Genomic DNA, 13,889 nt, shown 5'->3' with positions numbered 1-13,889 from the left:
AAACCGTGACGGATGAGGAATTGACTATGATTGAAAACCGATTGAATCATCGCCCCAGAAAGCGACTAGGATTCAAGACACCTCACGAGGTATTCCATGCCTCGTTAAAGCGTGTTGCACTTCGTCCTTGAATCCGCCTTGACTTGTTTGCCATTGATAGCTTGAATCAAGTCACCTAGCTGGAAATTCGTGGCGTCTGTCCAAGAGGTACCTATAACCTGCTGAATTTGAATGTTGCAAATGCGCATTTTCACCTCGTGACGAGTACATTGCTAATAATTAGTAATTGTACATCATTAATAATCACGATTGATAGTTAAATGTTTGTGATGTATTTATCTTTTTCTCATGATTAAGATTTCACTATGAGTAAGGCAACCTCAGGCTGAAGCTGAATGCATTGAGGACATCCAAAGCTAGGCATGAATTAGGTATGCAAGCAATCACATTACTAAAAATGAAATTCATTTGAATTACCACGCATTGAGGTAACTCAAAAATGAACATATTCAATGGTTCTTTCGAACTTGTTAGCTGATTTCCGTGGTAACTAGTGTGGTAAAAAAAGAAGAATCAGTAGAAATCTTACGCTGATGCTAGAAAGTTCATGGTGAAGCTGTCGGTGTAATTGACGCCAGCGGCAAACTCATCGTGTGCCGTATTCATGGTGTACGTCCACACGCCAGCGCTGGTCAGACTGAACTTGCCGTAGCCGTTGGTACCTGTCACGTTGGCCTGGGCTAGAAAAGTAGCGGCACTATCCACGTCGGTGATGGTCAACGTACCTGTGGCTGTTTGTGCCGTATTGGTTTCGTTGACGCTTGCAGAACTCACGCCACCGATCACAGCAGCGTCATTGACAGGCGCCATGTTGATTTTGAGGGTGCTTTGCGTGGTGTTACCCGCCCCATCGCGCACTTGGTACGCGAATGTATCGATGGCCGTGGTTTGAATCGCGTCTAAGTTGGCGGTGCGTGTGTAGGTGTAAGCACCGTTCGCCCCTAAAACCAAGGTGCCATAAAGACCCGTTGCAGAGCCGACAAGGCTGTACGACTCAGAGCCATCTTTGCTGGTGTCGTTGGTGCCGACATTGCCTGTCGTACTGATCACATCTTCGGTGGTATTGACCACATCGGCCACAGCGACAGCCGCCACGGTGTCGAGTGTGAAGTCGCCATCGGCGCCGTCGGCTGTGGTGGTCGTGTTTCCTGCTTTGTCTTTGGTCACCGTCGTGACCTCGACGGCACCCTCACCCAACGTCGTCAAGTCGGCAGCGGTCAACACCACAGGTTTGGCGGTGCCGTTGTTGGTGACGGTTTTGACAACTTGACCACGTTGACCCACGAAGGTGACCGTGGAAATCGAATCGACTTCGCTGGTGATGGTCATCACACCTGTCGTCGCGGTCGCCTCTGCGGCCGTTTTAAGGTTATCGCCCAAGGGCGTAACGACAACCACAGGACCTGTGGTGTCGACGGTGATGGCAAAACCATCACTGGTTGTCGTGTTACCAGCCACCGTGATGCTGGCGGTGTAGGTGTGCGTGCCTTCGGTTTGTGCGCCTGTAGGGGTAAAGCTCCAATGACCGACAGAATCAGCAGTGGCGGTGCCTAAAACAGTCGCGCCCTCGCTGAGGGTCACAACAGTATTGGCTTTGGCGGTGCCAACGAAGGTCGGCGTGGTGTCATCGGTGACGCCACCACTGGCCACACGGCCTTGAATGTCGCCCGCATTGTCGGTTGCGTTATTGATTGCCACACTGGCAGCGCCTGTGTCGACCGTGAAATTCATAGGCGCCGAGACAGGGCTGGGATTGCCTGCGCGGTCGTACTCAACGACGGTGATGGCGTGGGGGCCATCTGTCAGCGCTGTGGTTGGCGTCAAGCTCCATTTACCTGTCACGGTGTTGATGGTGGCCTTGCCCAATGAAACCCCGTTGTCAAAAACTTCAAGGGTGTTGTACTTAGCGGCAAGCGTGCCAGAAATGAGGGGTTTGGCGTCATCCGTGACCGCGCCCTCAGCAATCACCCCCACGGTTTGGCCCACATCATCTATGGCCACAGGGGCAATGGGCGCATTCGGCCCAATGGTGTCAATGCTCAGCAAACCTTTTGCCGTACTCACATTGCTGAACGAACCGTCGCTGTAAGCGATTTGCGACGTCACACTATGCCCCCCTTGCGTCAACGCTTTTAAAACGTCGGCAGAAATGGTGACTTTGGCAATACCGGTGCCTGTAGTCATGCCCGTCGTGTTGCTGATCTCGCTGGCATCCAAGATGTGCTCAGCAACCAACACGTTATCAATAAACACCTTCAAGACATCGCCGGGTTGTGCCCCACTGCCCGCGACAGAAATGGTGACTTCCGTGCCATCTTGAATCTCTACAGCATTGATCGCACCGCCGCTCGCGCCACCACTTTCAGCGCAGATGGCCACACCAGGTGAATAGCTGGTCTCGCTGGGATCTATCAGGAAAAATTGAGGAAACGTAGAAGTAGTGCTCATGTGTGAACCGTTTAAAAATGAAGGTTTGTGAGGACGCGAAGGGTTTGAATTCTTGCGAAATGAGTTAATTTGTTGTATTAAGCTTTGTTAAACCGATGGAAGAAAAAGCAATGTTCGGAAAGACAGCATGCGTTCTCCTCAGTCATACACGGTCAACATGGGTTTCGATTTAATGACATGGTGTGCACTTATTACTCATAAAAATTAATTTCTATATTACTCCGTAAACATCAAAATCAACAAAAAGTGAGTACTTAAATTTAGTATTTGGCTTTTTGTTGTTTGTCACAAACGCAACCCACGGCACAACCAGGCCATAAAAAAACCCACGTCCTGCAACAGGACGTGGGTTAAAACTTGCGATGAACGGCGTGCCGTTGGCGTGAAAACGATTAGTCCGTGTGAACGGTCATCTCCACAACCACACGCCGGTTCACCTTGTTACATGCCACGCTGATCGGAGTGACAACGCGCGAACACGTGCTGTCGACCAGCTCACTAAACCCACGCCCCTCGCTTTTGATTTTTTCGGCTGTGACCCCTGCTTGCACCAAGTAGTTCTTCACGGTTTGAGCACGGGCCTCGGACAAGCGCTGATTAGCGGCCACGGAGCCGACGGGGTCGGTGTAGCCAATGATGTCAATTTGACTGTGCTGGAAATCTGCATAACGGGTACCCAGTCGTTCGGCCAAACGGTCGAGTTGCTCTCTTCCAAAAGGCAAGATCGAGGCGACATCCGAACGACCATACGCAAACAACGCATCTGTACCCAGCGTGATGGCGATGGTTTTGGGTGCGGGCGAGCCCGTCACTTGATCACATGCAGAAGCTCCCGGGACGCGACTGATGGAATGAATTTGGCGACGTGTTTTTTGCAACTCAGCAAATGCCACTTCAGGTTGCACATTGACCAGAGACAAGCGCGCTTTGGGTAAATCGACCACCCGAATGAAAATTTCTTGCCCAGCCTTCGCCGTGACAAGCAGTGAACTTTCCGGCAAATCTTTGGCGCGCTCACCGGGCTTTTGCAAGCTAACCCCAACATCGACGACCGAAGGTTTCATGCACAGATCGCTGTAGCCCCCAGGCTGCAAGGAGGTTTGGTATCGATCGTTAACGACCACGCTGGTGACCCCTGTGGCTTGGCCGTTTTCGGTTCGATAAAAAGTCAATCGCGCCAATTGCGCATGCGCGCGCGCAGGCGGGCTATACAAAGCACCCAATGGGCGAAGAATACTGGGCTCGTCTGACTCAGCACGGACTGAAAAGCTGGCCAATGCGAGCAAAACCACCATCAACACACAGGCCATAAGAGGTGTGATGGGCCTTGATTTTGATTGTGAAGTATTCATAAAGGACTCTTAAAGGGTGTCTCAGAGATGTAACCAAGTACTACCTGCTTCAATTCTTACGAAATGCGCTGGGCCTGTGTATTAAATATTGTTAACTTAATGTTTCATTTTTCAACTTCAGTTTGTCAGTACCGTGATGCCGATTTCTACGCGGCGCGGGGGCTTATCTCCAACGCTTTGACGATCTTTGCTTCCTCGCCCTTCTGACGTGATCGGGGCAAAGTGCGTCGATTGACTCATCCAAAAACGCTGAACGCTTGAAGCGAGCGCCTGAGAGAACGCATCATTGCGGGCCTCTGTCTCAAAGTCTTGTGCATAGCCAACAATGTGCAAAGAGACGTTTTTGAAAGTGCGGTACTGCGACTCAAGACGCTTGATCAGTTGTGTCAACTCAACCGGATCTTGTGCACTCTGTGCGGTCAGCGTGACAACCTCTGGCGCAAATGCAAGAGATGGCGTCGCAGCGACCTCCATGCAGGGCTTGGCCAACGTCACACGTGACAAACTATGGGTTTGCTGACGTGTCGTCTGCACTTCTTGTGCAGCGACGTGGGAAGGAACCACCTCCATGCGCGGCCGGGTAGCCAGCGCTTCCGTCAGACGTACAAACAAGGTTTGGCCTCCAGACATAACCACGTTTTGCGACACCTCGCGTGAGGGATCGGCCCTCGCCCAACTGCGCCCAGGCTGGGCTTGTAAATTCACGAGGGCCCGGTCTAAACAAATCACCGAAAAAGCCCCGTCTTGCAAAGAGGTGTGATAACGCCCATCAATGTGCAAGGTAATCACCCCCAAACCATCCCCTTCGGGCCGGTAAAACACCAACCGACTTTGCTCAGAAGAGAGCTCTTTGACAGGGGTATACCCAGCGCCTAAGGCGTGGGTGATGCTTCGCTCTCCTGCAACTGCAGGCAACGAAAAGAAAGCGCCTGAGATCCCGACAAGGACAACCCATAGGCGAAAGGCATAAGCGTGAATGAATGCGTCCACAGGCCTACATAAAATAGGTAACATTTTTCTTATAAACAGTACATTGAGCCTGCTTGTTCTTTTACTAAATGATGAATAAATTAATTTTATAGAGAAAAACACTATAAATAAATCTTAAGTATCAAAAAATTTAATTTATCTACGCTTTTTGTTGTTTTTAATACTTAGTTCAAGCTTGCGATGTCTAGCGTCCGAAGGGCTTCGCATGCGCGTTCGGCTCGCGCGATGGACAAGGAATGGGCAAAAAAAGCCTTCCGAAGAAGGCTTGAAGCAATCAGCGAGCGCTTGGCTCAAAGAGGATGCTGAGCAGCGCGCCTTTGGGCCAAAGCCACATACCAATCGAGGCAACCCGGATTGGCCATGGCGTCTTTGTTGACCACTTTTTCAAGGGGCTGGCCCAGCAGCAACTTCTTGATCGGCAACTCTTGTTTCTTACCCGACAAAGTGCGTGGAATCTCGGCCACTTGAAAGATCTCGTTGGGCACAAAACGCGGGCTGAGTGCCGTTTTGATGGCGTTGTTGAGCTTGACTCGCATGGCGTCGTCTAGGGTGACGCCCTCGCGCAACACCACAAACAAGGGCATGTAGCTTTCACGACCCAAGTACTCCAAATCGACCACCATGCTGTCGAGCACTTCGGGCAAGGCTTCAACGGCGCTGTACAACTCACTGGTGCCCATGCGCAGGCCATGGCGGTTGATGGTGGCGTCGCTGCGACCATAGATGACGCAAGAGCCCGTGACAGGGTTGATCTTGAGCCAATCACCATGGCGCCACACGCCGCCCAAACTGGCAGGACCATCGCCACCCCCAGGCTGTCGGCCGTGCCCAGCGGGGTACATGTCGAAGTAGCTGGAGAGGTAGCGGGCGTTGTCTTTGTCGCCCCAAAAATACAAAGGCATGGATGGCAAAGGTTGGGCGCACACCAACTCACCCACATCGCCCAACACAGGTTGCCCTTGTTCGTTCCACGCTTCCACCGCGCAGCCAAGCAAACGACATTGCATTTCGCCAGGCACCAAAGGCAGCTCGCGGTTGCCGCCAATGAAGGCGCCGGCAAAGTCGGTGCCACCAGAGATGTTGCACCACCAAATATTGGGCATGCCCAAGCGTTCAAACTGCTGCGTGCCCCAGCGTTGCGCGTCTTCGCTCAAAGGCGAACCCGTGGTGCCCAAAGCGCGCACCGATTGAAGCCCCGTCAAGCCGCTGAGGTCGATGTTGGCTTTGAGGCAGTTGGCAAAAAACGCGGCGCCGGCACCGAAGAAGGTCACGCCGTTGTTGGCGGCAAAGCGCCACAGGGTGGTCCAGTCGGTTTTGTCTTTGCTGCCGCCGGGGTTGCCGTCGTAAATGACGCAGGTGGTGCCGTTGAGCAAGCCGCTAAGCTGTGCGTTCCACATGACCCAACCGGTGGAGCTGTACCAGTGGTAGCGCTCGCCAAAGGTGTTGGGGTGGTAGCTGCAACCAATGTCGTTGTGCAAGACCTTCAAGGCCAGCGCGACGATGAGCGTGCCGCCATGGCCATGCACGATGGGCTTGGGCAAACCGGTGGTGCCGCTGGAGTAAACGATCCACAGCGGGTGGTTGAAGTCCAGCCACATCGGCTCGAAGCTCTGGGTGGCGGCGTCATTGCGGGCGATGGTGTCTGCAAAGTCGGTGCTGTCGGACAGGCTGGCTTGCTCGTTGAGGTTGCGCAACACCACCAAGTGCTGCACGCTGGGCAGGGCGGCGCGCATGTCGGCCACCACTTGCAAACGGTCGTGGTCACGGCCGCCGTAGCTCACACCGTCACAGGCGATCAAGATCTTGGGCTCAATTTGGGCAAAACGATCGAGCACGGCATTGGTGCCCATGTCTGGCGCGCAAATGCTCCACACGCCGCCCACGCTGACCACGGCCAAAAAGGCAACCATGGCTTCGGGAATATTGGGCAAGTAGGCGGCGACGCGATCGCCAGGCTGCAGACCTTGGGCCTGCAAATGCAGCGCCAACGAGGCGGCTTGACGCCTGAGTTCAGGCCAGCTGAGTTCGCGGTGCAAGCCCTTTTCGTTCTCACTGATGATGGCGGGAAAACCTGCGGCATGCGCCGCATCGGCGTGTCTGAACACTTGCTGCGCGTAGTTGGCTTGTGCGCCGGTGAACCACTGGCCGCCAGGCATCGCGTTTTTAACCAACGCGGCTTGATGCGGTGTCGGTGACTGCAGGTCAAAGTAGTCCCAAATGCTTTGCCAAAACGCATCTAACTCGGTGGTGGACCAACGCCATAGGGCGTCGTAATTGTCAAAGCTCAGACCGCGATGCTCATGCAACCAGTTTTGGTAGAGCCGAATTTGGGGGGTGAAAGGTGGCTTCGCGGACATGGTTCAAGCTCCGGTTCGTTTCATGCGCTCACTTTTCCAATACACATCGTCGCCGCCGTTCATGCGGTTGAGCACGCGGGCCAGCACGAACATCAAATCACTGAGGCGATTGAGGTATTGGCGCGGCGCTTCTCGAATGGCTTCTTCGTTGCCCAAAGCCACCACCGCACGCTCCGCACGACGGGCCACGGTGCGGCAAACATGCGACAAGGCGGCACCCCGTGTGCCCGCAGGCAAGATGAATTCTTCGAGCTTGGGCAACTTGGCGTTGTAGGTTTCAAGAGCGGTGTCTAACGCTTGGACCGCCTCTTCTTTGAGCAATTCAAAGCCGGGTATGGACAACTCGCCACCCAAGTTGAACAACTGGTGCTGGATGTCGACCAACACGTCACGCACGTCGGCAGGCATGTCTTCGCAAAGCAACACGCCGATGTTGGAGTTGAGCTCGTCCACCTCGCCCATGGCGTGGACGCGCAAGCTGTTTTTAGACACGCGCTGGTTGTTGCCCAGCCCCGTGGTGCCAGCGTCGCCGGTGCGCGTGGCGATTTGAGTGAGACGGTTGCCCATGAATGTTCCCTCAGCAAATGGTGACGCTTATTGTGCCTGTCGCACAAGCAGCCGACACGGGTCAACGCTTGTTCTTAGAATGGACCAAAGCTTAGGAGACAACCCCCATGAACGCCCCCACATCTCACCAACACTTGGCCCCACACGTGGCACAACGCGAAGTACCCGCCGCTTTGATTGCGGCACTGCAAAGTCGCTTTGGCGTCAACTGCTCGACCGCGCAAGTGATTCGCGAGCAACACGGCCGCGATGAATCGGCCTTTACCACCGTGCCGCCCCCTGCCGCCGTGGTGTTTGCAGAAAGCACGCAAGACGTGGCCGACGCAATCAAACTCGCCGCGCAATACCAAGTGCCCGTGATTCCGTTTGGCGTGGGCTCGTCCCTCGAAGGCCACCTGCTGGCCGTGCAAGGCGGCATCAGCGTGGATGTGGGCCGCATGAACAAAGTGTTGAGCATCAATGCCGAAGACCTGACCGTGACGGTGCAGCCCGGTGTGACGCGCAAGCAACTCAACGATGAAATCAAAAGCACGGGCTTGTTCTTCCCGATCGACCCCGGCGCAGACGCCTCGATTGGTGGCATGAGCGCCACGCGCGCGAGCGGCACCAACGCCGTGCGCTACGGCACCATGCGTGAGAACGTGTTGGCCTTGGAAGTGGTGACAGCCAGCGGTGAGGTGATTCGCACGGGCACACGCGCCAAGAAATCGTCGGCCGGTTACGACTTGACCCGCCTGTTTGTGGGCAGCGAAGGCACGCTGGGCGTGATGACCGAAATCACGGTGCGCTTGTACCCCTTACCCGAAGCCGTGTCTGCGGCGATTTGTTCATTCCCCAGCATTGAAGCGGCGGTGCACGCCACGATCAGCATCATTCAAATGGGCGTGCCGATTGCGCGTGTGGAGTTGATCGACACCAACACCGTGCGCATGGTCAACGCCTACGCCAAACTCGGGCTGGCGGAGTCGCCCATGTTGTTGATGGAGTTCCACGGCTCGCCCAACGGCGTGAAAGAACAAGCCGAAACCGTGCAAGAAATTGCCACCGACTTGGGCGGTCAATCGTTTGAATGGGCCACCACGCCCGAAGAGCGCACCCGCTTGTGGACCGCGCGCCACAACGCCTATTTCGCGGCGCTGCAAAGCAAGCCCGGCTGCCGCGCCATCAGCACCGACACCTGCGTACCCATCAGCCGCTTGGCCGATTGTTTGCTCGACTCGGTGGCCGAGGCCGACGCCTCAGGCATTCCGTATTTCTTGGTCGGCCATGTGGGTGATGGCAACTTCCACTTTGGCTACTTGATCGACCCCAACATTCCAGCCGAACGTGAAACCGCCGAAGACCTGAACCACAAGCTGGTCACCCGCGCTTTGAGCTTGGGCGGCACCTGCACCGGCGAGCACGGCATTGGTTTGCACAAGATGGACTTCTTGGTGACCGAAGCCGGCACCGGCGCTGTGGACATGATGCGCACCATCAAGCGGGCCTTGGACCCGCACAACATCATGAACCCAGGGAAGATTTTTTCAATGTAAGCAAGTTCTCGACGTGGTCACACATCTTGGCCGCGTCGAACGGTTTGAGCTCCACCGCGTTCACACCTGCCGTGCTGAAACGCTCTAAGTCTTGTGGGTTGACGTTGGCCGTCAAGCCCAAGACGGGCGTATGACAAGCTGGCGCGTCAAAGGTTTGGCGCAAGGCCGTGGTGGCCTCGATACCATCCATTTCGGGCATGACCATGTCCATCAACACCACGTCAAAACTCTGCGCTTTCAACGCGGCGAGTGCTTTGGCGCCGTTGTCGGCCTCGATGACCTCGCAATTTTTCCATCGAGTTTTCAGAATTTGGCGGGCCAACAAACGGTTGATCGGGTGGTCATCCACCACCAAGAACCGCAAAGGTGTCTCGCTGACCGCAACAGGCAACTCCACCACAGGGACTTGCGCCTGCGGCGGTGTGACCTCCATCAATGGCAAGGTGAACCAAAACGTGGATCCACGACCGGGTGTGCTTTCAAAGCCGATGTGTCCGCCCATGAGTTCCACCAAACGCTGAGTGATGGACAAGCCCAAGCCGTTGCCGCCATAACGCGACTGGATGTCGTCGTCTGCCTGAACAAAACGCTGAAAGATTTTGGGCTGCTGCTCAAACGCAATACCGATGCCACTGTCTCTGACCGAGAAAAACACACACAAGGGCTGCTGCTGCACGCGCAAGGTGACGTGGCCTTGGTGCGTGAACTTGATGGCGTTGCCCAACAAGTTGACCAAAATTTGCATCAACCGGTGGCGGTCTGCGCGCACCCAGTGCGGCACGGCGGCATCGATCTCGCACTTGTAAGTCAAGTGCATGCTGTGCACACGGGGACCGAATAACTCAAAGGCGGTGTTGACGGTCTCTCGCAACTCAAACACCTCGGGCTGCACTTTAATTTGCCCCGCCTGCAGCTGCGAATAATCCAGCACATCATTAATCACGGTCAGCAAATGATCCGCCGATTGACGCGTGTGGTTCAAAATTTTGAGCGCTTGTGGCTTGTCTTTGACGCGCTTGAGCAACATGGCGTTAAAGCCCAGAATCGCATTCATTGGCGTGCGCAACTCGTGGCTCACCGTGGCAATGAACTGTTCACGTAAGGCAGAAGTGCGCAACAACTCTTGACGCTTTTCTTCCAACTCTTGGTTGTGCTTTTTACGCTGCTGATACGCCTGTAAATACAGGCTGTCGTACAGAAATGGAACGGAGATGATGATCAACAACACAATGTTGTAGGAGGCAAAGGACGACCATACTTGCGCCGCCCCCAAGACCAGTTGATCGGGCATCCAACCATTCCAGTTGAGGGTGGCCATCGCCAGCTCAGCCGCGAGCACCAACCCCATCCAAATCACGCCTGCACGCCGACCCACCGCGTAAAACGTCACCAACGGCATCGCTGCCATCCAAGACATACGCGGCGAAAAAATGCCCCCTGATACCCAAGCGGCATACATGACTTGCCCCATGCCGGCGATCACACCGAGATGAACGCAAATCTCCACCGCCAGACCATAGCTAAACAGCATGAGCAAAATCAACAAAATGCCCGCAAAAACCAAGGGAACGGGAATGCCGCTGTTGTACGGGGTCACGATGGCCAACACCACCATGGCAACAATCAAGATCAGCACCAAGAAATACAAGTAAGGCAGCCGCCCCTCTTGAAAGCGTCGTGGCAGCATAGGCAAGGCCCAGCGCGTCAAGCGCTCAATCCATGTGGTCGTCATTTGGCATCACCTTGCAATGTACGGACCAGAAGTGCAGATATTTTGTCGACCAGTTGCTGTTGGTCTATGGGCTTGTTGAGCACATCATCCATGCCCGCCTCCAAACACTTGTCGCGGTCCACAGGGTTCGAACTGGCGGTCAGGGCCAACACTGGCATTTGACGCACAGGAGGCGCAAAGTCGCGGCGCAAGGCACGCACGACGTCTAAACCATCCATCTCAGGCATGACCATGTCTAGAAGCACGAGATCAAATGATGTTTGACGCAAACTGTCCAAGGCGGTTGCGCCGCTCGTCGCTTCGGTGATCTCAGATTTAGGGAAGCATTTTTTCAACATCAACCGTGCCACCATCAAGTTCACCGCGTTGTCATCCACCAATAAAATTTTCAATGGACGACTGGCTAACGTGCGTGCTATTTCCACGGCGGCCAACCCGTCTTTCGCGGCAACGACACGCAGCGGCAATTGGAACCAAAAGCGCGCACCCTGCCCCTGTACGCTGTGCACGCCAATGAGCCCCCCTTGGAGCTTGACCAAACTTTCGCAAATCGACAAACCCAATCCTGTGCCACCAAATTGACGGTTGGTTTGAACGTCGGCATGTTCAAAGCGGTTGAAAATTTGCTCCTGCCGATCTTCAGCAATGCCAATGCCCGTGTCTTCTACTTCAAACAAAATACCGGCGCCGACCGGTTGGACGCGCACTTGAATGCGTCCCCGCGTGGTGAATTTCACGGCGTTGTCCACCAAATTTTTAAGCACTTGCATGACCCGCTGACGGTCACCTTTGACCCACAAGGTATCGACCATGCCAGTGTCTACTGATATTTTCAAACCCTTGGCTTGCGCTTTACCGATGTACGGCGCCATCACGGCATCAACGACATCAGCCACCGAAAAATCCTCATGGTGCAGGGTCAGCAAGCCGGCTTGCAGCTGTGAAAAATCCAAAATGTCGTTCACAACTTGCAGCAGTTGTTCTGTCGAGCGACGAATATGGTCCACCACGTCAGTGTCTTCAGGGCGGTCACTCAACTCTGTGCGCAAGATGCCATTGAGGCCCAAAATGGCGTTCATCGGCGTGCGCAATTCATGCCCAACCGAGGCAATGAATTCGTCTTTATGAGCTTGCGCGCGAATCAAGGCTTGGTGCGTCACTTCCAGATCCGCATTGCTGCGGTCGATTTCCGTGACTTGCAGGTAATGCATGCGCTCAGAAAAATAACCAATGAGCATGGCCGTCCCCACCACGGCCAACTTGGTCACCAAAGCCCACAACAAGACACTGTTACTGATGTCTGCATTGGGATTGAAATACCCACCCAAGGTGCCCAACAAAATAAACACATTGCTCGCCAACACGCCAACCAACCAAAGCAAAGCGGCACGCCGCCCGAGCAACAAAATGGCGGGCAATACGACCACCGTGGTCCAGACCATCGCTGGCGAATTGATGCCCCCGGTGTAAATGGCCACATAGTCGACCAATAACACGGCCAACAAGATGCCAAGGTTCACGGTCAAACCGTATGGCAGGCCCAATCGCAACGCGACAAACAGGAGCACGTAGCAAAAGCCTCCCAGCAAATGGACAATCGGGTCGTAATTGGCGTTGTAAAGAAAGTAAAAACCAAAGTTGTAAGAAGCCGTCATCCACAGCATGACTGTAAATAGCCAACGCCTGCGCTCAAACGTGGTGCCGTCAAAACGGGCACCTCGCATCAACCAATCTTTCAACCTTGACAACATGCGTGTTTGTATTTCTGACGCGTTAGGCGCGCAGTTTGTCGATCAGTCCATTCAGCTCGTCCAACGAACCAAACTGAATGGCCAACTCCCCCATCTCTTCGATGCGTCCGTGACGTTTGACACGTTTTTTGATGCGCACCTCAACCTGAGCCATCAACAGATCTGACAACTCTTCTTCGACGCGCTTCAAATCACGCGACTTCTCTTTCTTCGGCTTTTGCGGGACTAAGTTGAACTCTGCACTGAGTTTTTTGACCAAGCTCTCCGCCTCACGCACCGACATGCTCTTGGCGCTGATTTGATTGGCCGCCGTGATTTGCGTGGCGCGATCTAAGGACAGCAAGGCACGCGCGTGGCCCATGTCAATGTCACCGGCCATCAACATGCCTTGAACAGGCTCAGCCAAATTGATGAGGCGCAACAAATTGCTGGCGGCGCTGCGTGAACGGCCGACCGCCTGCGCCGCTTGCTCGTGCGTGAGACCAAACTCTTTGATCAAGCGCTGCAAGCCTTGGGCCTCCTCCAGCGGGTTGAGGTCTTCGCGCTGGATGTTTTCAATCAGCGCCATGGCAGCGGCGGCCTCGTTGGGCACGTCGCGCACCAGCACCGGTACGCGGTCTAAACCGGCCAATTTGGCAGCACGGCTGCGACGCTCACCCGCGATGATTTCGTACTTGCCGGCGTTGGGGCCATCTGCCAACTGACGCACCAAAATAGGCTGCATGATGCCTTGGGCTTTGATGCTCTCCGCCAATTCATACAACGCACCTTCGTCCATGCGTGTGCGCGGCTGGTACACGCCGGGGACCATGTCGGTCAGCAACAAGGTGGTAGGCAGACCGTCATTGGCGGCAGCCACGGCGGCGGCGGCATCGTCTACTTTGGGGCCGAGCAGTGCTTCGAGGCCGCGGCCTAAGCCTTTGGGTTTTTTAGTGACCATGGGTAACTTCTTTTTGGAGGGCGGATTCAAGGACGAAGTGCAACACGCTTTAACGAGGCATGGAATACCTCGTGAGGTGTCTTGAATCCTAGTCGCTTTCTGGGGCGATGATTCAATCGGTTTTCAATCATAGTCAATTCCTCATCCGTCACGGTTT

General features: G+C 54.7%; 9 protein-coding genes. 1 reads left to right on the top strand and 8 read right to left on the bottom strand.

The window, feature by feature from the left end; all coding sequences use genetic code 11:
- Positions 1-585: 585 nt before the first annotated feature.
- The 5 genes from RMS95_RS10345 to RMS95_RS10325 form a co-directional block, all read right to left on the bottom strand.
- A complete protein-coding gene (locus RMS95_RS10345) occupies positions 586-2,508 on the bottom strand; it encodes an Ig-like domain-containing protein (protein ID WP_310645902.1) in 1,923 nt (640 codons plus the stop codon).
- A gap of 392 nt (positions 2,509-2,900) precedes the next feature.
- A complete protein-coding gene (locus RMS95_RS10340) occupies positions 2,901-3,860 on the bottom strand; it encodes an OmpA family protein (RefSeq protein ID WP_310645900.1) in 960 nt (319 codons plus the stop codon).
- 117 nt (positions 3,861-3,977) lie between these two features.
- The gene (locus RMS95_RS10335; RefSeq protein ID WP_310645898.1) at positions 3,978-4,952 is read right to left on the bottom strand and encodes an OmpA family protein; all 975 of its coding nucleotides are present in this window, start codon (positions 4,950-4,952) and stop codon (positions 3,978-3,980) included.
- A 188-nt stretch (positions 4,953-5,140) separates the two neighbouring features.
- Entirely contained in the window at positions 5,141-7,207 is a 2,067-nt protein-coding gene (locus RMS95_RS10330; protein WP_310645896.1) for an acetoacetate--CoA ligase, read from the bottom strand.
- A 3-nt stretch (positions 7,208-7,210) separates the two neighbouring features.
- Positions 7,211-7,774 (bottom strand): cob(I)yrinic acid a,c-diamide adenosyltransferase, encoded by a 564-nt coding sequence (locus RMS95_RS10325; protein WP_310645894.1) that lies wholly within the window; start codon positions 7,772-7,774, stop codon positions 7,211-7,213.
- Positions 7,775-7,881: 107 nt separating this feature from the next.
- Here RMS95_RS10325 and RMS95_RS10320 point away from each other — a divergent pair, with 107 nt between their 5' ends.
- The gene (locus tag RMS95_RS10320; RefSeq protein ID WP_310645892.1) at positions 7,882-9,309 is read left to right on the top strand and encodes an FAD-linked oxidase C-terminal domain-containing protein; all 1,428 of its coding nucleotides are present in this window, start codon (positions 7,882-7,884) and stop codon (positions 9,307-9,309) included.
- On the opposite strand, the gene RMS95_RS10315 is transcribed toward RMS95_RS10320, so the two are convergent.
- From RMS95_RS10315 to RMS95_RS10305, 3 genes are read right to left on the bottom strand one after another with little or no spacing between them, the layout of a single operon-like run.
- Positions 9,278-11,041 (bottom strand): ATP-binding protein, encoded by a 1,764-nt coding sequence (locus RMS95_RS10315; RefSeq protein WP_310645890.1) that lies wholly within the window; start codon positions 11,039-11,041, stop codon positions 9,278-9,280. The two genes, RMS95_RS10320 and RMS95_RS10315, sit on opposite strands and share 32 nt — an antisense overlap.
- Entirely contained in the window at positions 11,038-12,765 is a 1,728-nt protein-coding gene (locus RMS95_RS10310; protein ID WP_310645888.1) for an ATP-binding protein, read from the bottom strand. The genes RMS95_RS10315 and RMS95_RS10310 overlap by 4 nt, the downstream gene beginning before the upstream one ends.
- A 49-nt stretch (positions 12,766-12,814) precedes the next feature.
- Positions 12,815-13,732 carry a ParB/RepB/Spo0J family partition protein gene (locus tag RMS95_RS10305; protein ID WP_310645886.1) on the bottom strand — a complete coding sequence of 306 codons (918 nt, stop codon included), beginning with the start codon at positions 13,730-13,732 and terminating at the stop codon, positions 12,815-12,817.
- Positions 13,733-13,889 lie beyond the last annotated feature (157 nt).

Source organism: Limnohabitans sp. (assembly GCF_031539175.1).
Lineage (GTDB): Bacteria > Pseudomonadota > Gammaproteobacteria > Burkholderiales > Burkholderiaceae_C > Limnohabitans.
The sequence above is the reverse complement of the archived record's forward strand: the minus strand, read 5'-3'. Positions and strand labels throughout refer to the sequence as shown.